This window comes from Sphingomonas sp. SDUR79 (assembly GCF_056821745.1).
In genome coordinates this window covers 1794563-1815879 of record NZ_JBPDIN010000001.1, presented here as the reverse complement: position 1 = coordinate 1815879, position 21317 = coordinate 1794563, and the positions used below count along the sequence as shown (strand labels likewise).

The window sequence follows — 21317 nt, the reverse complement described above, 5'->3', positions numbered from 1 at the left end:
TCTCACCGCGCATGGCCAGGTCCGATCCGCCCCCAGCGCCCGAGCGCCTCGACCGTGCCGGGTTGGTCCAAGGATTGGGCGCCTATGCCATCTGGGGCGTGCTTCCGCTGTTCTTCTTTGCCCTGAAAGGGGTCGGCGCGGGCGAGGTGGTTGCCGGGCGTGTATTATGGTCGCTCGGGCTGCTCGCGATCGTCATCCTTGCGTTGGGGCGCACCTCGGCGATCATGGCAGCGATGCGCAACCGCCGGGCGATGCTGTTGCTGAGCGCCAGCGCGGCGCTGATTTCAGTGAACTGGCTGGTCTATATCTGGGCGGTGCAGAACGGGCATGTGCTTGAGGGAAGCCTGGGCTATTTCCTCAATCCGCTGGTCAATGTGCTGCTGGGCATCGTGCTGCTGCGCGAGAAGCTCGGGCGGGCGCAGATGGTGGCGGTCGGGCTGGCCGGGGTCGGGGTCGCGGTGCTGGCGGTGGGTGCGGGGCAGGGCATCTGGATCAGCCTGACGCTCGCCTTTTCGTTCGGCTTCTATGGGCTGGTGCGCAAGGTTGCCCCGGTCGGCGCGCTGGAGGGGCTGACGCTGGAGACCGCGATCCTCGCGCCGCTCGGCCTTGCCTATCTGTTCTGGCTGTCGACGCATGGCGGGCTGGAGTTCGGCAATGACGCGGTGGCGACGACGTTGCTGGTGCTGTCGGGCGTGGTGACGGCGGTGCCGTTGCTGCTGTTCGCTGGAGCGGCGCGGCGGTTGCCCTATTCGACGCTGGGGCTGCTGCAATATCTCGCTCCGACGATGCAGTTCTTGCTGGCGATCACCTATTTCGGGGAGCGGGTGACGACTGCGCACCTGATCTGTTTCGCGCTGATCTGGACCGGCCTTGCGATTTACGCCGCCGATGGATTGCTTGCCGCGCGGAGACGCCGCGTCATTGCGTGACGAACCGCGCGCGCTGCGCTAGAGGGTCCGCCTCCTGAAACCATCGGACCTGCACATGACGCTCTATCCCCGTTTCGCTGCCCATCTCGACGCCGCGCTGGATGCCCTGGTCGCATCCGGCGATCTGCCGGCTGGGCTGGAGCGACGTGCGGTGACGGTGGAGCCGCCGCGCGACGTGACGCACGGCGACCTCGCCACCAACGCCGCGATGGTGCTGGCCAAGCCAGCGGGCACCAATCCGCGCGCGCTGGCCGAGAAGATCGCGGCCGAGCTGGAGAAGATCGACGCGGTGTCTTCGGTGTCGGTGGCAGGGCCGGGCTTCATCAATATGAGCCTGACCGATGGCACCTGGCGCGACGAGCTGAGTGCGATCCACGCGGCGGGCGAGGCGTATGGCCGGTCGCAGGGTGGCGCGGGCGTGACCGTGAACATCGAATATGTCTCCGCCAACCCGACTGGCCCGATGCATATGGGCCATTGCCGGGGCGCGGTGGTGGGCGATGCGCTCGCCAGCCTGCTCGAAGCGGTGGGTCACAAAGTCATCCGCGAATATTATGTCAACGATGCGGGCGGGCAGGTCGATGTCCTCGCGCGGTCGGCGCACCTGCGGTACCGCGAAGCGCTGGGCGAGACGATCGAGATCCCCGAGGGGCTGTATCCGGGCGACTATCTCATGCCGGTTGGCGAGCGGCTGGCGCGCGAGCATGGCGACGCGTTTGTCGGCAAGGACGAGAGCGAATGGCTGGCGCTGTTCCGCAAGGAAGCCGTCGCCGACATGCTGGTGATGATCCGCAGCGACCTCGCGTTGCTCGGCATCCACCACAATCTGTTCTCGTCTGAGGCCGAGTTGCAGGCGGCGGGTAAGCCCGAAGAGGCTGAAGCGTGGTTGCGTGCCCGCGACCTGATCTATGACGGTGTGCTGGAAGCGCCCAAGGGCGAGCTGCCCGATGATTGGGAGCCGGTCGAGCTGCCGCTGTTCCGTTCGACCAAGTTCGGTGATGATCAGGATCGTCCGATCAAGAAGTCGAACGGGCAATGGACCTATTTCGGCGCGGACATGGCGTATCATTTCCAGAAGGCGCAATCGGCCGACCAGCTGATCGACATCTGGGGCGCGGATCACGCCGGCACGGTCAAGCGGATCGTCGCCGCCGTCACCGCGCTGACCGAGGGCAAGACGCGGTTCGACGTCAAGCTGGTGCAGATGGTGCGCCTGCTGCGCGCGGGCGAGCCGGTGAAGATGTCCAAGCGTTCGGGCAATTTCGTCACGCTGGCGGACGTGGTGCAGGAAGTGGGCAAGGACGTGGTCCGCTTCACCATGCTGACGCGCAAGGCCGATGCGCAGATGGATTTCGACTTTGCCAAGGTGGTCGAGGCGTCGAAGGACAACCCGGTTTTCTATGTCCAATATGCCCATGCGCGGGTCGCTTCGCTGCATCGGCGCGCTGACGATGCCGGGCTGGACCTGTCGGGCGATGCCGACCTGTCCCTGCTTGATACACGCGAACTGGCGCTGGTGAAGCTTGCCGCGCAGTATCCGCGGGTGGTCGAGGGTGCGGCGGCGGCGCGGGAGCCGCATCGGATTGCCTTTTATCTCTATGACTTGGCCGCCGAGTTCCACGCCTGGTGGAATATGGGCAATGACGATCCCTCGCGCCGCTTCATCCTGCCCGACAATGTGCCGCTGACTCGCGCGCGCCTTTCCCTCGCCGACGCAATCGGGCAGGTTATTCGTAACGGTCTCAACATCATGGGGGTCGAGGCGGTTCAGGAGCTGAGCTGAATGAACGCAGGCGAGGATTATAATGACGACCGGCTGCCGTGGCTGGAGACGGTCGAGGATGATTATCGCGAGGGGCCATCGGTCCTGCGCATCATCCTGCTGGTGCTGGTCGGGCTGGCGATCATCGCCGCCGCGATCTTTGGCTGGTGGTGGTATCAGCGCACGGTGACGGGGGAAGGGACCGGCGCGCTGATCAACGCGCAGGACGGCGATTACAAGGTCAAGCCGGACGAGCCCGGGGGCATGAAGGTCGAGGGCGAGGGCGACACCGTCTTTGCCGCGAGCGAAGGCGCGACCACCAACGGGTCGGTCGATGTCTTGGCGGTGCCGGAAACGCCAGTGGACGGCAAGGCAGCGCCCAAGGCAAGCCCGGCCCCGGTCAAGGGTGCGAGCCGCGTCGTGGCGCCGATCCCGACTGGCGCGGTGCCTAAGGCCGCCGCGCCGGCCCAGGCAGCGCCGGGGCCGTCGGCGGGCAGCGCGACCATCCAGCTCGGCTCCTTCCCGACCGAGGCAGAGGCGAACGCCGCCTGGGCGCGGCTGTCGAAGCGCTTTTCCTACCTTGCGCCGCTGGGCAAGGGGATCGCCAAGGCGGATGTGAACGGCAAGACCTTCTACCGGCTGCGCGTCAATGCGGGCAGCAACGGGCAGGCGCGCGAACTGTGCGGCAAGCTGAAGGCTGCAGGCGAGGCGTGTTTCCTGGCGGCGGGGTGATCCAATTCCTCCCCTGAGCTGGCTCAGGGGAGGGGGACCGCCCGCGCAGCGGGTGGTGGAGGGGCCGCCCCGCAGAGGGCGGAATTTTGCCGAGCTGTTCACGGCCGTCTGCGCGGCCGCCCCTCCGTCATTGCTGCGCAATGCCACCTCCCCTGCGGGGCAGGGGAGGAATTGGGCTGGAAAATCCTGCTCGCCCCTGTTCTAACCGCGCCATGAAGCCCGTTATCTTTGGCCTGTCCGGCCCTGTCCTTACCGCCGACGAAGCCGCGTTTTTCAGCGAGGCGGACCCGCTTGGCTATATCCTGTTCGGGCGCAACTGCGTCGACCGCGCCCAGATGCGCGCGCTGACCGACAGCTTGCGCGCGCTGTCGGGCCGCGACGACGTGCCGATTTTGATCGATCAGGAGGGTGGGCGCGTCGCACGGATGCAGCCGCCGGAATGGCCGGCCTTTCCCGCCGGTCCCGCCTTCGATGCGCTGTACGAGGTCGCGCCGTCTTCGGCGATCGAGGCGGCGCGGGCGAACGGGCAGGCGCTGGCGCTGATGCTGGCCGAGGTCGGGGTCAATGTGAACTGCGCGCCGCTGCTCGACGTGCGCATGCCGGAGACGACCCCGGCGGTGGGCGGGCGGACGTTCGGGAGCGATCCGATGCGGGTGGCGGCGCTGGGCCGTGCGATGCTCGACGGGATGGCGAAGGGCGGCGTGGTCGGCGTGGTCAAGCATATGCCGGGCCATGGTCGCGGCGTGGTGGACAGCCATTATGAGCTGCCGGTGGTCGATGCCGACGATGCGGCGTTGGAGCGGGATATCGCTCCGTTCCGCACGCTCAAGGATGCGCCGATGGCCATGACCTGCCATGTCGTGTTCAAGGCGTGGGATGCGGACAACCCCGCGACACTCTCGCCGACCGTGATCCGCGACGTGATCCGCGGGCGGATCGGGTTCGACGGTCTGCTGATGACCGACGATATCGACATGAAGGCGCTGAGCGGATCGGCGGGCGAGAAGGCCGCGCAGGCGATTGCGGCGGGATGCGATGTCGCGCTCGATTGTTGGGCGCGGATGGGCGAGATGGAGGAAATTGTCGGGCGGCTGAGCGATGCGCCGCCGGTGACGCTCGCGCGGCTGGAGCGGGCGATGGCGAGTGTGCGGCCCGAGCCGGGCGCGATCGACGACCTGATCGCCAAGCGGGAGGCGTTGCTTGGGGTGGTGTGACGCCCTTATTCCTCCCCTGCGCAGCAGGGGAGGTGGCGGCGCGCAGCGCCGACGGAGGGGCCGCCCCGCAGAGGGCGGAATTTTGCCGAGCTGTTCATGGCCGTCTGCGCGGCCGCCCCTCCACCACCCGCTTCGCGGGCGGTCCCCCTCCCCTGCGGGGCAGGGGAGGAATTGGTTGTGACCGACCCTGCGCCCCTCACCATCGACATCGACGGCTGGGAAGGGCCGCTCGACCTGTTGCTGGCGCTCGCGCGGAGCCAGAAGGTCGATCTGCGCCAGCTTTCGATCCTGCAGCTGGTCGACCAGTATCTGACCTATGTGAACGAGGCGCGCGAGCTGAAGCTGGAGCTGGCCGCCGATTATCTGGTGATGGCGGCGTGGCTGGCCTATCTCAAATCGGCGCTGCTGCTGCCGCGCGATCCGGAGATCGAGCCGAGCCCTGAGGAAATGGCGCTGCGGCTGCAATTGCGGCTGGAGCGGCTGAGCGCGATGCGCGAGGCGGGGGCGCGGTTGGTGGCGCGCGACCGGCTGGGGCGTGACGTGTTCACGCGCGGCGCGCCGGAGGGGCTGAAGACCGTGCGCAAATCGCGCTGGCAGGCGGAAATCTATGACCTGATTTCTGCCTATGGGCAGATCAGCGCGCGCACGCGCCCGGTGATGCATATCGTGGCGGTGCGACCGGTGATGACGCTGGAGGATGCGATCCACCGCGTGTCCGAGCTGATCGGGCAGCGGATCGACTGGAGCACGATCGAGAGTTTCCTGCCCGAAGATGCCAGCGGCTCCTACCGCAAGTCGGCGCTAGCGAGCTCTTTCGTTGCGGCGCTGGAGCTGGCCAAACAGGGTCGGGTCGAGATTCGCCAAAAATCGGCGTTTGCGCCGCTCTATCTGCGCGGGATCGAGGCATGACCCCGCCCGACGAGACGATGCGCGCGGTGGAAGCGGTGTTGTTTGCGGCGGAGGGGCCGCTGACGCTGAGCGACCTGCGCGCCTATGTCGGGGACGAGGCAGATATCGCTGCGGCGCTGGCGGCGCTGACCGAACATTATGCGGGGCGCGGGGTCGAGCTGGTCGAGCGCGGCGGGCGCTGGCATTTCCAGACCGCGCCGGACCTGGCCAATTTCCTGCGCCGCGACCGCGAGGACAGCCGCAAGCTTTCCCGCGCGGGAATCGAGACGCTGGCGATCATCGCCTATCACGAGCCGGTGACGCGCGCGGAGATCGAGGCGATCCGGGGCGTGCAGATCAGCAAAGGCACGCTCGACGTGCTGATGGAGGCGGGGTGGATCCGCCCGGCGGGTCGGCGCGAAGTTCCGGGACGGCCGCTGATGTATGCGACGACGCCCGAATTTCTCAGCCATTTCGGGCTGGCGAGCCGCCGCGACCTGCCCGGAATCGACGATCTGCGCGCCGCCGGGCTGCTCGATCCGGTCGATCTGGCGTTCGAGGCGGCACATTCGGAGGGCGCGGGCCCGGAAGCGGTGGAAACTGCCGACGAAGACGACTAGATAGCCGGGGAATCAACGGAGAGTTCCGATGGGTAGCATGAGTCTGGTTCACTGGCTGATCGTCGGTGTCCTCGTAATTCTTCTGTTCGGCGGCAGCCGCTTCTCGAACATGATGGGTGACGTCGCCAAGGGCATCAAGCAGTTCAAGAAGGGCATGGCGGACGACGACGAGACGCCGGCCAAGCCCGCCGAAATCGAGGCGAAGCGCGTCAACGACCCGCAGCCTCAGCCCCAGGCATCGACCGAAGCGCGTCCGGCGCAGGACGAGCGCTGAATTATCCGCTGCGGCCTTGCGCCGCAGCCTTGCGGGTCGGCTGATCGATGCTCGATTTCAACGCACCCGAATTTCTGGTGGTGGGCATCGTCGCCCTGCTGGTGATCGGGCCGAAGGATTTGCCAAAGGCGATGCGCTTTGTCGGCCAGTGGGTCGGCAAGGCACGTCGCGTCGCGAGCCAGTTCCGCAGCGGATTCGACAATATGGTCCGCGAGGCCGAACTGGCCGAGATGGAAAAGAAGTGGGCTGAGGAAAATGCGCGGATCATGCGCGAGCATCCGCCCGAGAAGATGCTGCCCGCGCCGGTCTATGATCCCAATCCGCAAGGGGCGGAACCGGCGAGCGTGGGCGGGTCGGACGAGGATGCCGCACCCGTGATGACCGAGGCCCCGGCGTTACGCGCTGATCCGGCCGACGCGGTGCCGGATGCGCCGGCAACGCCGACACGCAAGCCGCGCGCCCCGCGCAAGAAGAAGGCGGAGTCGTGAGCGACACCGATGAACTCGCCAATAGCGAAGCGCCGCTGCTCGACCATCTGATCGAGCTGCGTCGGCGGCTGCTCTATTGCGTGGTGGCGCTGGTGGTAGCGTTCGGCCTGTGCTTTTATTTCGTCAAGCCGATCTACGCCTTTCTCGTTTATCCGCTGGCGCAGGCGGGACAGGACAAGTTGATCTTCACCAGCATTCTGGGCGGATTTTTCGTCGAGCTGAAGGTCGCGTTTTTCGCCGCAGTGATGGTGGCATTCCCCGTGGTGGCGGGGCAGTTGTGGCAGTTTGTCGCGCCCGGGCTGTATCGCAAGGAAAAGAAGGCGTTGCTCCCTTTCCTGCTAGCGACGCCGGTTCTGTTTACCGCCGGGGCGGCGCTGGCTTATTGGGTGACGATCCCGACCGCATTGCATTTCCTGCTCGGCTATCAGGGCGCATTGGGTGGCGGGGTGGAACAGATCGCGCTGCCGGATGCCGAAAAATATCTCGGCTTCATCATGCAGTTCCTCTTCGCCTTTGGCGTCTCATTCCTCTTGCCGGTTTTGTTGATGCTGCTGGAGCGAGCCGGGATTGTCACTTTCGAGCAGCTCAAGGGTGCTTGGCGATATTCGATCGTCGGTGCTTTCGCGATCGCCGCAGTGCTAACCCCCCCGGATGTTGGTTCACAGCTGTTGCTGGCGATTCCGCTGTGCGGCCTGTATTTCCTGTCGCTGGTGGCGATCTGGATCACGCACAAGCGGCGTGAAAAGGAAGCGGCGGCCGAAGCCGCCGCCGAGGGATAACGTAAACTTCGGCTTATTTGGCGTCTTCGGCGGTCTTGGCGACGGTATCGCCGGCCGACTCCACGTCGCGGCCCAGGCCTTCGACCGTGTTGCAGGCGGACAGGGCAAGACCGCCCGCGAGCATCGCTATCGTCAGAATCTTGCGCATTACGCTTCTCCACTGTGCAGTTGTGTGAGGGGGAAATGCCCGGCGCGCGACATCGTTCCGCCTGGGATTCTAACGCTTTAGGGGGTGTCGCTTGGACGAATAAGGCCCGGAAGCGTCACCGGGGGGGGGGAGGGGGTTGACGCTTCCGGGCCTGTGTCGTGGATAGCGAGAGCGGGGGGGCAAAAGGTCACTATCCGAAGTAAAAAACACCCAACCCGATCCGGGGTTCCAACGGGCAACAACTTTTTTTCGGTTTTTCTTTGGCCGCGGTGATTCCGTTCGAACCGGTCGAATGCATGTCGAACGCGCGGTCAGGTCCGGCCGGTAATCGCGATCGCAAGTTCGAAGGCGCCAATCAGCGGATCATGATGCAATTGCGACCGCAGCTGGCGCACGAGCCCGCCGATCACGCGCCCATAGCGATGCTCGTACAGGGCCGCAAATTCGGCCGAGTCGGCCAGCGCCGGCGAACTGATACGCAGCGTTGTGCTTTCAGGCCTGGCCGGGTCGCTCTGGGTCGAAATATTGATCTGGGCACCCGGCGACGCGAGCATCGCCAGTTCGACGATCTCGGTAATCAGGAACGAGACCGCGACCGCCGCGTCCTGCGACACCAGCAGCGGCTCGATATTGAGCATGATCCCTACCGCGTTGCGCTCGGGCGCGGTTGCGCGGATGTTCGAGGCGAGCTCGCCGATCACGGCGCGGATCTCGATCCCGCGCGTATCCTCGAATCCGGCATAATGGTGGCGATGCACCACCGCGAGCGCATCGACGCGGCGCTGGATCGAGGCATAGGCTTCGAGCGCGCCCGGCTCGGCGGCGACGCGGGCGTGGAAGTTGATCAGGCTGGCGATCACCTGCAGGTTGTTCTTCACCCGGTGATGCACTTCGCGCGTCAATTTGGTCTGGCGCGACAGGCCTTCGGCAAGATCGCGCTCGTGCAGCTGCACGGTCTGGCTCAACTGGCGGAAGGTGTCGCCGAGCGCGCGAATTTCCTGGGCCGGGATGTCGCTGCCCGCGATGGGATCGATCACCTCGCCCGGTTGATACGCGCCGACCGTGGTGCGCAATTGGCGCAACGGGCGAATCAGCAGCCGATCGACCACGAACCAGGCGATGGCAGCGGCAAGGAACCACATCAGAAAGGGCGACAAGGCCGCGATGATGGCCGAGGACGTGACCGGCGCGCTCGGCACCGTCATCTGCAGCTGCAAATCCTCGATATCCAGATCGATGATCTGGCTTTCGGTTCGCGCCAGCAGTGTCTGCGCGCTGAACTCACGCAGGACCAGGGTGCGATCCGGGCTGATCAGTTCCATCCCGTAATCGCCCGCCATGCCCGTCGGTGTGGCCGACTTGGCGAGGAAATCGGTGGGGAAAAACGCACGGGCGATATGGCCTGCCGGTCCGGTCACCTCGATCTGCGCGCCGGTTCCGGGCAGCAACCGGATGGGCGAGGCATCTTCGGATGCCGCCGGCGACATGGCTGAGGGGATGGGTTGGCCGCAGATCAGCCGCAAGGACGGATCGAGTACGGCATAGCGCACGCCCTGATCTGCCTGGGGTTCGAACAGGCCGGCCAGCCGTCCGCAATTGGGTGCCTGGTCCGGTCCCGCAGGAAGGGCGCCGCGCACCTCGCGCAGCTCCCACGCAAGCTCGCCGCGCAGCGAGCGGGCGGCCTCGTTCGTGGCGATGCGCAGACGCGCGCGCACCTCCTGATCGGCGATCCGTGTGGTTTGCAGCGACGCAAGAAATGCGATGAGCGCGAGCGGCAGGAGCGCCGCGCTCAGGATCAGAAAGACCTTGGCCCCGGTCGGCATGCGGGCGAGGGCGACCATGAGGCCAGCACTGCCCTGGCGCTTCAGCTCATCCACCGCCGTGCACGCGCAGTTCAGTCGAGCTTGCGCAGCAAGTCGAGCAGGTCGTCGGGAATATCCTCACCCGCGGCATCCTGATAGACGCGCCGCAGCGCATCGCCGATGTTGCGATCGGACTGCGGCGCCGCGCCGCTCTTTGGCGGCGGCTGGTCCGCGCCGTTTGACGGCGTCGCCTTGTTTTTGTCGTCGGCCGGAAACACCTCGTCCCCCTGATTGCCCGGGATACGGGCGGATGCACAAAATTTGCGACGGCTGCAAGCCACCGGCCACACGACGCAGGGTCGAACAGCTGGAATGAAACCAATCCCAAGCTCGTTTGTTCCACAGGCGATGCGAAATCCGGGGAGGGGCTTCCTTTGGATCAGCATACGCCTTGTAATGCACCGATACCATGGCCAAACAGCCGGTATCGCCGAAGGAGAATATGTTCCCATGTCGTTAGGACAGCAGCTCGCGCCTCACCTGCCTTTTCTGCGCCGCTATGGCCGCGCGCTCACCGGCAGCCAGACCGAGGGCGATCGTTATGTGCGTGCCACGCTTGAGGCAATCGTTGCGGCACCAGAGGAGTTTCCGCGCAGCGTCGATCCGCGGCTGGGGCTGTATCGCACCTTTCAGGCGATCTGGGGTTCGACCCACCTCGACGCCGACCGCGACCCCGGCGATGTCGGCAATCCAACCGAGAATGAGGCGATTGCCCGTGCCCGGCTCGCGCGGCTTGCGCCGCGGTCGCGTCAGGCGCTGCTGCTGACGGCGATGGAAGGCTTCACCAGCGAGGACGCGGCATATCTGCTGGATGAATCGGCGGACGCGGTCGAGGACCTGGTGTCGCATGCCTTGTCCGAAATCGAACGCCAGACCCGCGCGCGCGTGCTGATCATCGAGGATGAGCCACTTATCGCGATGGATCTGGAAACCATCGTCCGCGATCAGGGGCATGACGTGACCGGTGTGGCGGTCACCCGTGACGAAGCGGTCGCGCTGGCGATGGAGGATCGCCCTGGGCTGGTGCTGGCCGATATCCAGCTGGCAGACGACAGTTCGGGCATCGACGCGGTGAAGGATATTCTGGCGCAGTTCGATGTCCCGGTCATCTTCATCACCGCGTTCCCCGAGCGGCTGCTGACCGGTGAATGGCCCGAGCCAACCTTCCTGATCACCAAGCCGTTCCAGCGTTCGACGGTGAAGGCCGCGATCAGCCAGGCGCTGTTTTTCGATCAGGCGACCGTCCCGGCGACCTGAAAGTTCCATTTCTTACGGACCTAAAACGGTTTTGGGGGGTTGTGCGGTCATGGCTGACCAAAACGACCCCCTTCATATCGAGACAGATCGCGTGCGTGCCGGGGCGACCCCGCACATGACGCGGTATATTCTGGCAATCTCGCTGACATTGATCATTGTGATCTTTGCGATTTTCCTGCTGATCTGATGGATCAGCGTGGTGGATGTGCGCGGCGCGCCAATCTCCTGCGGTGCGGCACTATGCTGCGCAAGACGAACGGATTCTAATGAGCGACACCGACGAATACGCGCCAGTGGAGCATGTTGCGCTCTCTGATCCCGAGTTCAAGAAACAGCTCGCGGTCGTGATCCCGCATCTGCGCGCGTTCGGCCGTTCGTTGTCGGGCAGCCGCGATCTCGCCGATGACCTGGTCCAGGAAACGCTGATGAAGGCGTGGGCTGCGCGCCAGCGCTTTCAGGCTGGAACGAATATGCGCGCATGGACCTTCATCATCCTGCGCAACCTGTATCTCAGCCAGATGCGCCGCGCGCGCTTCAAGGGCGAGTGGGACGATCTGGTTGCTGACCGCATTCTGGCGGCACCAGCCAGCCAGGACCGCCATGTCGAGCTGGCCGACATGCAGCGCGCGTTGCTGCACCTCCCGCAGCCGCAGCGCGAGGCGCTGATTCTGGTCGGAGCTGGCGGCTTTGCCTATGAGGAAGCCGCCGAAATTTGCGGTGTGGCGGTTGGAACGATCAAGAGCCGCGTCGCGCGCGGACGCGTTGCGCTGGAGGCGTTGATGAGCGGCGGCGATCTTCCATCGCGGGCGGACAGCGTCAGCGACGGGCGCAGCGCACTCGATACCATCATGGATGAGGTCGACGAACTCAGTCGGGAATGATGCGACTGCGAGGCCGCTCAGCCGTGACTATTGCGTCCGTCGGGCCCTTTGACCGCGCTCAGCTGGCTCAGCAGCTCCTGCATGTCGGACGGCACGTCTCGATCATCGGCGTAGGTTTCGCGTAGCGCGAAGCCGATCGGATCGGTCGCCCGTGGCGCTTCCACCCAATAGCCGCTATCGCGTTGCCCTGCGGGCGATCGAGGTGCTTTGGAACCCATGCGATACAGAACGTCTTCTTTTGCATTTTGTTGCTTGACAGATCAGAAACTATCTGATCGCCAGCCGAAACGATAATTGGATGGCCGAACCGGACCCCGCGATCGGCGGCGCGATCGCGCGCGCCTCGAACAATGCACCGTTCCTGGCTCACCTGATCGAACGTGAGCACGCGCTGATTGCCGACATTGCGAATGCAGTCCGCGATCCGCTGGGCGCGACCCGGATCGACGATCCCGCCATGCCGCTGTCCCGCCGATTGCGGATCGAGCGGCGGCGGCTGGCGCTGGCGGCGGCGATCGGCGATCTATCGGGGCAGCTCGACTTCGTCACGGTCACGCGTGCGCTGTCGGATTTTGCAGACTATGCGCTGGACGCCGCGATCAGCGGAGCCATCGTCGAGCGCGTGCCGGGGGCGGAGCCGCGTGGGCTCGCGGCGATTGCGCTGGGCAAACAGGGGAGCCATGAGCTCAACTACTCCTCCGACATCGACCCGATCCTCATCTTCGATCCTGCGACACTGCCGCATCGCGAGCGGGATGCGGTGGAGGAGGCGGCGGTGCGGATCGGGCGACGCGTAGTCGAGATTTTGCAGGCGCGCGATGCCGATGGCTATGTGCTGCGCATCGACCTGCGGCTGCGGCCGTCGCCCGAGGTGACGCCGATCGTGCTCCCGGCCGAGGCGGCGATCAGCTATTATGAATCACAGGCGCTGCCGTGGGAGCGGGCGGCATTCATCCGCGCCCGCGCGGCGGCGGGGGATTGCACGCTGGGGCAGGGGTTTCTCGATACGATCCGTCCGTTCGTGTGGCGGCGCGCGCTCGATTACGGCACGATCCGCGAGATCCGCGGCATTTCGCGCCGCATTCGCGATCACCATGCACAGGGCCAGGCGTTCGGGCCGGGGTTCGACCTCAAGCGCGGGCGCGGTGGCATTCGCGAGGTCGAGTTTTTCGCGCAGATCCACCAGCTGATTCATGGCGGGCGCGATCCGGCGCTGCGGGCACCCGCGACGCTGGATGCGCTTGCCGCGCTGGCGGCGGCGGGGCGGATCGATGCGGAGGCGGCCGCGCAGCTAAGCGACGCCTATATCCTGTTCCGCACGATCGAGCATCGCGTGCAGATGATCGACGATCGCCAGACCCATGCCCTGCCGCATGGCGAAGCGCTGGATGCCGTCGCACGGCTGCACGGGCTCGACCGCGGCGGCGACCTGCTCGATCTGTTGCGTCCGCATGTCGAGGCGGTGGGGCGGATCTACGACGCGTTGGACAGCGACGATGGCGGACGCGGCACGCCCGGTGCAGTCGTGGCCGAAACGGGGCTGGCCGAAGCCGGATTTGCCGATCCCGCAAGCGCGACCCGACTGATCGAGGGGTGGCGCAGCGGACGCTATGGCGCATTGCGCAGTGCGCCGGCGCAGGCGGCGATGGAGGCGGCGCTGCCGCCGCTGATCGCGGCCATCGGCCAGTCCCCCGATCCGGGTGCGGCGCTGGCGCGGCTCGACACGATCCTGTCGCGGCTGCCGACCGCGCTCAACCTGTTCCATCTGCTCGAGGCGCGCCCGACGCTGGCACAATTGCTCGCGACGATCCTCAGCCATGCGCCGACACTGGCGGATGCGCTCGCGCGCCGGGTCGAGCTGCTCGATGGCCTGATCGATGCGAGTGCGCTGGCACCGGTCGGGTCGGTGGCGGAGCTGGCGCGGGGCATGGCGCGGCGCGAGGCGGGGGACGATTATCAGCGGCTGCTCGACCATGTCCGCCAGATCGTGGGCGAGAAGCGCTTTGCGCTGGGCGCGCAGATCGTTGCGGGGGCGAGCGATCCGCTCGATGTCTCGGCGGGCTATGCGCGGGTGGCCGAGGCGGCGCTGGCGGTGCTGGCCGAGGCGACGGTCGCGGAGTTCGCGGTGCGGCATGGGCACGTGCCGGAAAGCGAGCTGGTGATCCTTGCGCTCGGGCGGTTCGGCGGGGGCGCGCTGACCCATGCCAGCGACCTTGACCTCATCTTCCTGTTCACGGGCGATCACCTCGCCGAATCCAATGGCGAAAAGCCGCTGGGCGCGGTGACCTATTATAACCGCCTCGCCCAGCGGGTGATTGCGGCACTGTCGGTCGCGACGGCGTCGGGCGCGCTGTACGAGGTCGATACGCGGTTGCGTCCGTCGGGCGCGCAGGGGCCGCTGGTGGTCTCGCTCGACGGTTTTGCCCGCTACCAGCGCGAGGAGGCGTGGACCTGGGAGCATATGGCGCTGACACGTGCGCGCATGGTGTTCGGGTCGGCAGCTGGGCGCGGCGCGGTGGCGGAGGTGATTGCCGACGTGCTTGCGGGTAATCGGCCGCGGCGGGACATTGCGGCGGAGGCGGCGAAAATGCGCACCGACATGGCCGCGCACAAGCCGCCGCAGGGGCCACTCGACGCAAAGCTGTTGCCTGGCGGTCTGGTCGACCTGGAATTTGCGGTCCACACGCTTCAGCTGGTGCACCGCACGGCGTTCATGCCGGGACTGCGGGAAGCCGCGGATGCATTGTCCGCCGCAGGGCTGTTGTCGCCCACGATCGGTCCAGCGCATGACTTCCTCACGCGCTTGCTGGTGACGATGCGGCTGGTTGCACCCGATGCCCAGCCTCCGGGGGAGGCGACCCGCGCGATGGTGGCGCATGCGGTGGGCGCGGCGGAATGGCAGGATGTGGTTGCGTCGCTCGAACGGCATCGGCAGGAGGTCGCCGGGGCCTGGGTCACGGCGGCGCAGGGGCAAGGGAGCTGATGATGCGGATTGAGGAAGGTGACAAGATTCCGGCGGTCGAGCTGATCGATCTCGACGGCAATGGCTTTCGGCTGGACGGGATGATCGGGGCGCCGCTGGTGCTCTATTTCTACCCCAAGGACGACACCGCCGGCTGCACCCGCGAAGCGCAGGATTTCAGCGCGTTCAAAAGCCAGTTCGACGCGCTGGGCGTGCGGCTGCTCGGCGTTTCGCGCGATAACACGATCAAGCACCAGAAGTTCGTCACCAAATATGACCTGACCGTCCCGCTGGCCACCGACCCCGATGGCAAGGCGCTGGAGGCGTTCGGATCGTGGGTCGAGAAATCGATGTACGGCAAGAAATATATGGGCATCGACCGGTCGACCTTCCTGTTCGACGCCGATGGCGCGCTGGTCCGCGCATGGCGCAAGGTGCGCGTGCCTGGCCATGTGATCGAAGTGCTGGAGGCTGCCAAGGAGCTGGGTTCGGCGTGAACAAGCGCTCTTTACAGAGCGACGGTGCCGGCCCGCTCCCCCACCCGGTCACCCACAAGGTATCTTCAATGGGTGGCCGGGTGGGGGAGCGGGCCGGTGCCGGTTCAGCGCAGCTGAACACAAAACCAAGCGTCGCCGGGGCGGCGCGGGCGGTGCTCGCCGCCGCCGATCCGATGGCAAAGGTCGCGGCGGCACGACAGGCGGCGCGCGACTGGCGGCTCGGGCGGCTCGACTTCGCGTTCGACGCGGCGATGCCGGACGAACCGGCGCGCCCCGATGCGCCCGAATTGTTGCCGCCCAACCGCATGCCCAAGCGCGGCAAGGGAGGGTCCGAGCGGGGGCGCGTGGCGCTGATCCATGCGCTGGCACATATCGAGTTCGTCGCGATCGACCTGGCGTTCGACCTGATCGGGCGTTTCGGCGGGCAGTTTCCTCGCCCCTTTACGGATGACTGGATGAAGGTCGGCGCGGATGAGGCGATGCACTTCGCCCTGCTCGACCGGCGGCTCAAACAGTTGGGCAGCCATTATGGGGCGATGCCCGCCCACGCCGGGCTGTGGGAGGCGGCGGTGGCGACTGCGGGCGACGCGGCCGCGCGGCTGGCGGTGGTGCCGATGGTGCTGGAGGCGCGCGGGCTCGACGTAACCCCGACCACCATCGAGCGGTTCGAAGCCGTCGGCGACCACGCTACCGCCGCGATCCTGGGACGGATTTTCCGGGACGAGATCGTGCATGTTCGCGCGGGCACGCGTTGGTTCGAATCGCTCTGCGCGGCGCGACGAATCGATTCGCGGTTGGAATGGCGCAGGCTGCTGAATCGTTATTTTCGCGGAACGGTTAAGCCTCCGTTCAACGACTCGGCGCGCGAGACAGCCGGTCTAACGCGCGACTATTACGAAAGCCTTGCCGGATCCGGCCCGATCAGTCTCTAACCCAATTCGTCGGATGCGGAGGGGCTGCTTCCTGACGTGATAGCTTAACGAAGGCGTGTGCCACTGAATTGGCGCGTGTCTGTGGTTGCCGGGGACTCATGGTCAGCACTACACTCAACGCGAATTTGGTAACGCGGTTCCGCGATCTTTTCACGACCCGTGACTTCATCTTTCATGACGGCCGCGACCTGAAGCGGTTTAGCGTGGCAGGGCGGACCCAGGCGATCCTTGCCGGCGTCGCTGCGATCACTGTCACCTTCTCTGCCTATGGTGTCTCGCAGGCCGCGTTCGGCGCGATCATGGCGACCGGCGTGGCCGGTACCGCCGCGACGCCCGAAGCGCGGATGGAAAAGATGCGCGCCGAGATGAACCGGCTCGAGGCCGATGTCGCCGCCGTCAAGGAAGCCGCCAAAGTTCACGCCGCGCGCGTCGAGCAGCGTCAGAAGATCATTGCCGGCGTGCTGAGCGGCAAGGGCTCGCCCGCCGATGTCGGCATGCCGATCGAGAATGTTTCGATCGATGCCGATAGCGCGATGGCGCGTGAAGTGCTCGCCCCGCTCCGTCAGGTCGAGGCGCGGCAGGCCCAACTGGCCGCCAAGGCGCAGCGCACTGCGCAAATCCGCCTCCATCTGACCCAGCAGCAGCTGCGCAAGATGGGCATTCAGCCCGAGCGCTTCGTCGCTGGCGGCATGGGTGGGCCGTATGAGGCGGCGCCCGAGGGTGCTGCAGCGGCGGGCGAGGCGAGCGCGGATGCGCAGTTCCGCTCGCTGTTCCAGACGTGGCAGAAGCTCGACATACTCGAACAGTCGGTGATCGCGATCCCGTCGCTCCAGCCGGTCGAGAATATGCGCCTGACCAGCAGCTTCGGCGTCCGTTCCGACCCGTTCCACGGCACGGCGGCGATGCATGCCGGCATCGACATTCCCGGCCCGGTCGGCACGCCGATCTATGCCACCGCCGATGGCGTGACGGGCCGCACCGGTCGCTTTGGCGGCTATGGCAACCTGATCACCATCAACCATGGCAAGGGCATCGAGACCCGCTATGGCCACCTGTCCAAAATTCTGGTTGCGCCGAACAGCCGTGTGCGTCGCGGCCAGCTGATCGGCCTGATGGGGTCGACCGGCCGTTCCACCGGCAGCCACCTTCACTATGAAGTGCGCGTCGACGGCAAGGCGCTGAACCCGATGCCGTTCATGCAGAACACCAGCGTGATCGAACAGGTCGAGCAGAGCGCCGCACGGCTGCAGCTGACCGCCGTCGGCGGCAACTGATCCAAACGAGATAACAGGAGAGGGACGGGGGCCGCACCGGGATACCGGGCGGCCCTTTTCCGTTTGTGCTCAGCTTTCGGTGTAGCGGATCAGCAGCGTGTCATGGGTGCTGAGCCACGCAGCGAGGCGGTCGGCGGCGTCGGATGGCGCATCCGCGTAGAGACTGACGATGTCTGCGGCCGCCTGAGCGGCGGTCCCGGCATCGAGTGGGGTATCGGAGACAAAGGCAAGGCGACCCGCGCCGATGGCGCAAAGCCGGAGAGCGAACCGGGTTTCCAGATGCTGCGCCAATGCCAGATTCTGCATCGGATTGAGGTCGCCAACGAAATAGCCGTTGGGCCACGCCGCCACCGTTTCTGCCGCCGTGGCGACGGGGACTAGCTGCGCGAGGAACTGTTTTTCGTGCTGCCAGCCCAGCGCCGCGCCGGGATCGGCGTTGATCGTGAGCGGGTCGTTGGCGTCGCCCGGCGTGGTCCATGGCAACAATCCTGCCAAGTCGGCGAAGGTCACATCACGCGCCCGCGCCAACAGGTTGGCGAGACGGATCGGAAACTGGTCGCGGCGCAAGAGATAGCCGCGATCTTCGTCCGGCTCGGCCAATCCTTCGATACGGTCCAGGTCATGCTTTTCGATTGCATGTCCCGATGTGTAGGCGCTCTGATGGATGTCATCGAGCGTCCCGAGCACGCGGACATCGGGGTGTTCGCGCTGGAACGTGCGCAGCAGGGCGATCCAGGCCGCGAAGTCGGGTACGTTGTGCACGACAAAGCCGTCGCACAACAGCGCGGTGAACAGCTGGGGTGGCGCGTCGTCGAACCCCGTGATCTCGACCGCTTCGGGCCGCTTGCGAAAGCCGAACATGCGTTGAGGGTGCGCGCGCCGTTGCGCCTGGTCAAGCCGTCCTGCGAAGGGCGGTTGCGGCCATCGCCGCGCACGCCTATCTGCGCTGTATGGCAACTGCGCTTTCCGAAGAGATCGGCCTCACCGCCTCTGCCGCCGCACGCGTTGCCGCGATTGCGGCGAAGCAGGGCAAGCCTGCAACGTTGCGTTTGTCGGTCGAGGGCGGCGGGTGTTCGGGGTTTCAGTACAAGTTCGAACTGGCCGATGCGCCAGCGGACGACGATGCAATCGCGCAAACCGATGGCGTGACGCTGCTGGTCGATCCGATCAGCCTGGATCTGGTGCGCGGCGCCAGCGTGGATTTCGTCGAATCGCTCGGCGGTGCGGCATTCCGGGTGACCAATCCCAACGCTGCGTCCGGATGCGGCTGCGGCACCAGCTTCGCCGTCTGATCGCGCCTTGAAGATCGTCAGCTACAATGTGAACGGGATAAAGGCGCGGCTGCCGCGCCTGATCGAATATCTGACCGAGCAGCAGCCGGATGTAGTGTGCCTGCAGGAGCTGAAATCAGCGGACGAGGGCTTTCCTGAAGCGGACATCCGCGCCGCCGGCTATGGCGCGGTGTGGCATGGGCAGAAGGGGTTCAACGGTGTCGCGATCCTGGCCAAGGGCGCGGATCCGGTCGAGCGCAAGCGCGGCCTGGCGGGTGAGCCCGAGGACGAGCATAGCCGCTATATCGAAGCCGAGGTGAACGGCGTGGTTATCGCGTCGATCTACCTGCCCAATGGCAACCCGGTGCCGGGACCGAAATTCGATTACAAGCTGCGCTGGATCGAGCGACTGTCGGCGCATGCGCGCGATTTGCTGGCGGAGGAGCGCCCAGTGGTGCTGGCGGGCGATTACAATGTCATCCCGAACGATGACGACGTCTATTCGGTCAGGGCGATGGCCGACGATGCGCTGATGCAGCCGGAGTCGCGGCAGGGCTATCGCGCGTTGCTGGCGCAGGGCTGGACCGACGCGTTGCGCACCCGCTTTCCGGCGGGACGGGTGTGGACCTTCTGGGACTATCAGGCGGGCGCATGGCAGCGCGATGCCGGGTTCCGCATCGACCATCTTTTGCTCAGCCCGATTGCCGCGGATCGCTTTGGCGATGCCGGCGTCGACAAGGACTATCGCGGCCGCGAAAAGGCCAGCGATCACGCGCCGACCTGGGCGAAACTGCGCAGCTAAGGCCGCGCTGAACATTGGTGGGATTTCCTGACAATCGGTGAATAATTTCCAGATCGTTGCTCTTGCAACGAGCTAAGTCTTTGTTTTGCCTACATCCAAGTGTTTGGCATGACTAATGCACTAACACAGCTGCGGGTAGAGCAGAGCAGCCAGCCGGCCCGCAAAGCCCCCAAGCTTTCCCGAGGAGACCTATCATGCGCAAGTTCATCACCGCCGCCGCAGCCAGCCTGATCATCGCCACCGCCGCGCCCGCCATGGCCCGCGACACCGCCCCGTCGGCGTCAACGCAATCGGACGAAGCATCGACCCCGAAGGCGGACACCAAGCGCTATTGCGTCGCGACGAAGACCACCGGTTCGCGCCTGGCGAAAAAGCTCTGCAAGACCCGCGCGGAATGGATGTCCGACGACAATTTCGATCCCCTCGCCCCGGAACGGTAACGAGGGCGCGGCCCGCGGCGCCCCCCTATCGCCGCGGGCCGCATTTCCTGAAAATTGGATTCAGCTGCGCTGAAACAAACTCAAACGCGCTTTAGCCAAGTTGCTTGGCATAAATCTGGTAAACCCGGTTGACCCGGCTCTCGATCGTCTCGGCGATGGCGTTCATGCCCTGATTATCGTCGAGCACCCAGCCGATCTCGCCGCGCGACGCGCCGAAATCAGCAACGGCATCGCGGCGGATATATTCGATCATCATGAAGGCGAGCTGGCTCGCCATGCGCGACCCCTGCAGCTTTTTGAGTACGCCCATCAGCGGGACGCGCATAGTCCGCGCCTTCCCCCGGCGGAGCCACCAGAGCAGCTTTGCCCAGCCAAGCGGGAAGAGGTTACCCTGGAGCGGTGCGATCGCTTCATTGAGATCGGGCAGCGTGATCATGAACGCAACCGGTTCGCCGTCCAGCTCGGCAATGCGGATCAGCTTTTCGAACACGATCGGCTTCAGCTTTTTCCCGACATCGTCGATCTCGGGCTGAGTCAGCGGCACGAAGCCCCAATTGTCCGACCATGCATCGTTGAGGATGCCCAGGATGATCGCCGCCTCTTCCGCAAAGCGCGATTTGTCGACGGTGCGGATGCGGATGCGATCATTCTTCTCGCCCAGCGCGATGATGCGTTGGACCAAAGGCGGAAATTCGTGGGTGATGTCGAGCTCATAGGTTTTGAGCTGCTTGACGGGAGCGAAGCCGGCATCCTCGATGTAATTGCGATAGGCCGGCTTGTGATGGCCCATCATCACCGTTGGTGGATGGTCATGACCCTGGACCAACAGCCCAGGCTCTTCCCAGATCGACAGAGACACGGGACCGACCACGCGGGTCATCCCCTTTTTGCGCAGCCAGTCCTGCGCGGTGTTGATCAGCGCGCGCGCGACCGTCGCGTCTTCCGCTTCGAACAGGCCGAAAAAGCCGGTGCCGGGGCCAAAGCCCTGTTCGGCCGGCATTTCCAGCGCCAGCCGGTCGATATGCGCGGCAATCCGTCCCACCGGGCGTCCGTCGCGTTCGGCCAGGAACAGCTGCGCCTCGGCATGGCTGAACCAGCCATTCTTCTTCGGATTAATCGACCCCGCGACCTCGCTGCGTAGCGGCGGGACCCAATTGGGGTCGCCGCGATTGAGGCGATAGGCGAGCTCGATGAAATCGCGCGTGTCGGCCTTGCTGGTAACCGGACGGATGGCGAGCGGGGCATTGGCCACGAAAGGGCACCTTATCGTTGATCTTGGTTAAAGCAGTCACGCCAACATCGGCA

General features: G+C 65.6%; 25 protein-coding genes. 19 read left to right on the top strand and 6 right to left on the bottom strand.

Annotated features, from left to right (window positions below; all coding sequences use genetic code 11):
- Window positions 1-11 precede the first annotated feature (11 nt).
- The 9 genes from rarD (at window position 12) to tatC (ending at window position 7686) form a co-directional block, all read left to right on the top strand.
- Window positions 12-929, top strand: coding sequence for an EamA family transporter RarD (rarD, locus tag ACRYLO_RS08905; RefSeq protein WP_482659816.1), 918 nt, complete (start codon window positions 12-14; stop codon window positions 927-929).
- A 55-nt stretch (window positions 930-984) separates the two neighbouring features.
- On the top strand, window positions 985-2712 hold the full coding sequence (gene argS, locus ACRYLO_RS08900) for an arginine--tRNA ligase (protein WP_482659815.1): 1728 nt from the start codon (window positions 985-987) through the stop codon (window positions 2710-2712).
- Window positions 2713-3423, top strand: coding sequence for an SPOR domain-containing protein (locus ACRYLO_RS08895; protein ID WP_482659814.1), 711 nt, complete (start codon window positions 2713-2715; stop codon window positions 3421-3423).
- 212 nt (window positions 3424-3635) lie between these two features.
- On the top strand, window positions 3636-4637 hold the full coding sequence (nagZ, locus tag ACRYLO_RS08890; RefSeq protein ID WP_482659813.1) for a beta-N-acetylhexosaminidase: 1002 nt from the start codon (window positions 3636-3638) through the stop codon (window positions 4635-4637).
- Window positions 4638-4814: 177 nt separating this feature from the next.
- The gene (locus ACRYLO_RS08885; RefSeq protein ID WP_482659812.1) at window positions 4815-5546 is read left to right on the top strand and encodes a segregation and condensation protein A; all 732 of its coding nucleotides are present in this window, start codon (window positions 4815-4817) and stop codon (window positions 5544-5546) included.
- Window positions 5543-6145, top strand: coding sequence for an SMC-Scp complex subunit ScpB (gene scpB / locus ACRYLO_RS08880; protein WP_482659811.1), 603 nt, complete (start codon window positions 5543-5545; stop codon window positions 6143-6145). The genes ACRYLO_RS08885 and scpB overlap by 4 nt, the downstream gene beginning before the upstream one ends.
- Window positions 6146-6173: 28 nt before the next feature.
- Window positions 6174-6419 (top strand): twin-arginine translocase TatA/TatE family subunit, encoded by a 246-nt coding sequence (locus ACRYLO_RS08875; RefSeq protein ID WP_294018960.1) that lies wholly within the window; start codon window positions 6174-6176, stop codon window positions 6417-6419.
- Window positions 6420-6466: 47 nt separating this feature from the next.
- Entirely contained in the window at window positions 6467-6907 is a 441-nt protein-coding gene (gene tatB, locus ACRYLO_RS08870) for a Sec-independent protein translocase protein TatB (RefSeq protein WP_482659810.1), read from the top strand.
- On the top strand, window positions 6904-7686 hold the full coding sequence (tatC, locus tag ACRYLO_RS08865) for a twin-arginine translocase subunit TatC (RefSeq protein ID WP_482659809.1): 783 nt from the start codon (window positions 6904-6906) through the stop codon (window positions 7684-7686). Before tatB ends, tatC begins: the two co-directional genes overlap by 4 nt.
- 13 nt (window positions 7687-7699) lie before the next feature.
- Here tatC and ACRYLO_RS08860 read toward each other — a convergent pair whose 3' ends face one another.
- From ACRYLO_RS08860 to ACRYLO_RS08850, 3 genes are all read right to left on the bottom strand, one after another.
- Window positions 7700-7834, bottom strand: a complete 135-nt coding sequence (locus ACRYLO_RS08860; RefSeq protein ID WP_294018957.1) for an entericidin A/B family lipoprotein — start codon at window positions 7832-7834, stop codon at window positions 7700-7702.
- Window positions 7835-8145: 311 nt separating this feature from the next.
- Window positions 8146-9711, bottom strand: coding sequence for a sensor histidine kinase (locus ACRYLO_RS08855; RefSeq protein WP_482659808.1), 1566 nt, complete (start codon window positions 9709-9711; stop codon window positions 8146-8148).
- Between the two features lie 17 nt (window positions 9712-9728).
- The gene (locus ACRYLO_RS08850; protein ID WP_482659807.1) at window positions 9729-10082 is read right to left on the bottom strand and encodes a NepR family anti-sigma factor; all 354 of its coding nucleotides are present in this window, start codon (window positions 10080-10082) and stop codon (window positions 9729-9731) included.
- Window positions 10083-10146: 64 nt separating this feature from the next.
- On the opposite strand from ACRYLO_RS08850, the gene ACRYLO_RS08845 reads away from it, so the two are divergent.
- From ACRYLO_RS08845 to ACRYLO_RS08835, 3 genes are all read left to right on the top strand, one after another.
- The gene (locus tag ACRYLO_RS08845; protein WP_482659806.1) at window positions 10147-10953 is read left to right on the top strand and encodes a response regulator; all 807 of its coding nucleotides are present in this window, start codon (window positions 10147-10149) and stop codon (window positions 10951-10953) included.
- 49 nt (window positions 10954-11002) lie between these two features.
- On the top strand, window positions 11003-11140 hold the full coding sequence (locus tag ACRYLO_RS08840; protein ID WP_422057066.1) for a hypothetical protein: 138 nt from the start codon (window positions 11003-11005) through the stop codon (window positions 11138-11140).
- Between the two features lie 79 nt (window positions 11141-11219).
- The gene (locus ACRYLO_RS08835; RefSeq protein WP_482659805.1) at window positions 11220-11834 is read left to right on the top strand and encodes a sigma-70 family RNA polymerase sigma factor; all 615 of its coding nucleotides are present in this window, start codon (window positions 11220-11222) and stop codon (window positions 11832-11834) included.
- Between the two features lie 17 nt (window positions 11835-11851).
- On the opposite strand, the gene ACRYLO_RS08830 is transcribed toward ACRYLO_RS08835, so the two are convergent.
- Window positions 11852-12052 carry a hypothetical protein gene (locus tag ACRYLO_RS08830; RefSeq protein WP_482659804.1) on the bottom strand — a complete coding sequence of 67 codons (201 nt, stop codon included), beginning with the start codon at window positions 12050-12052 and terminating at the stop codon, window positions 11852-11854.
- Between the two features lie 80 nt (window positions 12053-12132).
- Here ACRYLO_RS08830 and glnE point away from each other — a divergent pair, with 80 nt between their 5' ends.
- The 4 genes from glnE to ACRYLO_RS08810 all read left to right on the top strand — a co-directional run bounded on the left by glnE (window position 12133) and on the right by ACRYLO_RS08810 (window position 17499).
- Window positions 12133-14817 (top strand): bifunctional [glutamate--ammonia ligase]-adenylyl-L-tyrosine phosphorylase/[glutamate--ammonia-ligase] adenylyltransferase, encoded by a 2685-nt coding sequence (glnE, locus tag ACRYLO_RS08825; RefSeq protein WP_482659803.1) that lies wholly within the window; start codon window positions 12133-12135, stop codon window positions 14815-14817.
- The gene (locus tag ACRYLO_RS08820; RefSeq protein ID WP_482659802.1) at window positions 14817-15293 is read left to right on the top strand and encodes a peroxiredoxin; all 477 of its coding nucleotides are present in this window, start codon (window positions 14817-14819) and stop codon (window positions 15291-15293) included. The genes glnE and ACRYLO_RS08820 overlap by 1 nt, the downstream gene beginning before the upstream one ends.
- A 173-nt stretch (window positions 15294-15466) precedes the next feature.
- Complete coding sequence (locus ACRYLO_RS08815; RefSeq protein ID WP_482661707.1) at window positions 15467-16225, top strand: ferritin-like domain-containing protein; 759 nt, start codon at window positions 15467-15469, stop codon at window positions 16223-16225.
- Window positions 16226-16323: 98 nt separating this feature from the next.
- Window positions 16324-17499, top strand: a complete 1176-nt coding sequence (locus ACRYLO_RS08810) for a peptidoglycan DD-metalloendopeptidase family protein (protein WP_482659801.1) — start codon at window positions 16324-16326, stop codon at window positions 17497-17499.
- A gap of 69 nt (window positions 17500-17568) precedes the next feature.
- Here the strand turns inward: ACRYLO_RS08810 and ACRYLO_RS08805 are convergent, their stop codons facing one another.
- Window positions 17569-18360 carry a hypothetical protein gene (locus ACRYLO_RS08805; RefSeq protein ID WP_482659800.1) on the bottom strand — a complete coding sequence of 264 codons (792 nt, stop codon included), beginning with the start codon at window positions 18358-18360 and terminating at the stop codon, window positions 17569-17571.
- 89 nt (window positions 18361-18449) lie between these two features.
- On the opposite strand from ACRYLO_RS08805, the gene erpA reads away from it, so the two are divergent.
- The 3 genes from erpA to ACRYLO_RS08790 all read left to right on the top strand — a co-directional run bounded on the left by erpA (window position 18450) and on the right by ACRYLO_RS08790 (window position 20012).
- Window positions 18450-18791 (top strand): iron-sulfur cluster insertion protein ErpA, encoded by a 342-nt coding sequence (gene erpA / locus ACRYLO_RS08800; RefSeq protein WP_294019255.1) that lies wholly within the window; start codon window positions 18450-18452, stop codon window positions 18789-18791.
- 7 nt (window positions 18792-18798) lie between these two features.
- Complete coding sequence (gene xth / locus ACRYLO_RS08795) at window positions 18799-19572, top strand: exodeoxyribonuclease III (RefSeq protein WP_482659799.1); 774 nt, start codon at window positions 18799-18801, stop codon at window positions 19570-19572.
- A gap of 194 nt (window positions 19573-19766) precedes the next feature.
- A complete protein-coding gene (locus tag ACRYLO_RS08790) occupies window positions 19767-20012 on the top strand; it encodes a hypothetical protein (RefSeq protein ID WP_482659798.1) in 246 nt (81 codons plus the stop codon).
- 91 nt (window positions 20013-20103) lie between these two features.
- Here the strand turns inward: ACRYLO_RS08790 and ACRYLO_RS08785 are convergent, their stop codons facing one another.
- On the bottom strand, window positions 20104-21264 hold the full coding sequence (locus tag ACRYLO_RS08785; protein ID WP_482659797.1) for an N-acetyltransferase: 1161 nt from the start codon (window positions 21262-21264) through the stop codon (window positions 20104-20106).
- Between the last annotated feature and the right edge of the window lie 53 nt (window positions 21265-21317).

Excerpts from the sequence above, each read along its gene's own strand:
- rarD (WP_482659816.1), top strand. The coding sequence starts at position 12 with ATGGCCAGGTCCGATCCGCCCCCAGCGCCCGAGCGCCTCGACCGTGCC.
- argS (WP_482659815.1), top strand. The coding sequence starts at position 985 with ATGACGCTCTATCCCCGTTTCGCTGCCCATCTCGACGCCGCGCTGGAT.
- ACRYLO_RS08895 (WP_482659814.1), top strand. The coding sequence starts at position 2,713 with ATGAACGCAGGCGAGGATTATAATGACGACCGGCTGCCGTGGCTGGAG.
- nagZ (WP_482659813.1), top strand. The coding sequence starts at position 3,636 with ATGAAGCCCGTTATCTTTGGCCTGTCCGGCCCTGTCCTTACCGCCGAC.
- scpB (WP_482659811.1), top strand. The coding sequence starts at position 5,543 with ATGACCCCGCCCGACGAGACGATGCGCGCGGTGGAAGCGGTGTTGTTT.
- ACRYLO_RS08875 (WP_294018960.1), top strand. The coding sequence starts at position 6,174 with ATGGGTAGCATGAGTCTGGTTCACTGGCTGATCGTCGGTGTCCTCGTA.
- tatB (WP_482659810.1), top strand. The coding sequence starts at position 6,467 with ATGCTCGATTTCAACGCACCCGAATTTCTGGTGGTGGGCATCGTCGCC.
- ACRYLO_RS08860 (WP_294018957.1), bottom strand. The coding sequence starts at position 7,834 with ATGCGCAAGATTCTGACGATAGCGATGCTCGCGGGCGGTCTTGCCCTG.
- ACRYLO_RS08850 (WP_482659807.1), bottom strand. The coding sequence starts at position 10,082 with ATGCTGATCCAAAGGAAGCCCCTCCCCGGATTTCGCATCGCCTGTGGA.
- ACRYLO_RS08845 (WP_482659806.1), top strand. The coding sequence starts at position 10,147 with ATGTCGTTAGGACAGCAGCTCGCGCCTCACCTGCCTTTTCTGCGCCGC.
- ACRYLO_RS08840 (WP_422057066.1), top strand. The coding sequence starts at position 11,003 with ATGGCTGACCAAAACGACCCCCTTCATATCGAGACAGATCGCGTGCGT.
- ACRYLO_RS08835 (WP_482659805.1), top strand. The coding sequence starts at position 11,220 with ATGAGCGACACCGACGAATACGCGCCAGTGGAGCATGTTGCGCTCTCT.
- ACRYLO_RS08830 (WP_482659804.1), bottom strand. The coding sequence starts at position 12,052 with ATGGGTTCCAAAGCACCTCGATCGCCCGCAGGGCAACGCGATAGCGGC.
- glnE (WP_482659803.1), top strand. The coding sequence starts at position 12,133 with ATGGCCGAACCGGACCCCGCGATCGGCGGCGCGATCGCGCGCGCCTCG.
- ACRYLO_RS08820 (WP_482659802.1), top strand. The coding sequence starts at position 14,817 with ATGATGCGGATTGAGGAAGGTGACAAGATTCCGGCGGTCGAGCTGATC.
- ACRYLO_RS08815 (WP_482661707.1), top strand. The coding sequence starts at position 15,467 with ATGGCAAAGGTCGCGGCGGCACGACAGGCGGCGCGCGACTGGCGGCTC.
- ACRYLO_RS08810 (WP_482659801.1), top strand. The coding sequence starts at position 16,324 with ATGGTCAGCACTACACTCAACGCGAATTTGGTAACGCGGTTCCGCGAT.
- ACRYLO_RS08805 (WP_482659800.1), bottom strand. The coding sequence starts at position 18,360 with ATGTTCGGCTTTCGCAAGCGGCCCGAAGCGGTCGAGATCACGGGGTTC.
- erpA (WP_294019255.1), top strand. The coding sequence starts at position 18,450 with ATGGCAACTGCGCTTTCCGAAGAGATCGGCCTCACCGCCTCTGCCGCC.
- ACRYLO_RS08790 (WP_482659798.1), top strand. The coding sequence starts at position 19,767 with ATGCGCAAGTTCATCACCGCCGCCGCAGCCAGCCTGATCATCGCCACC.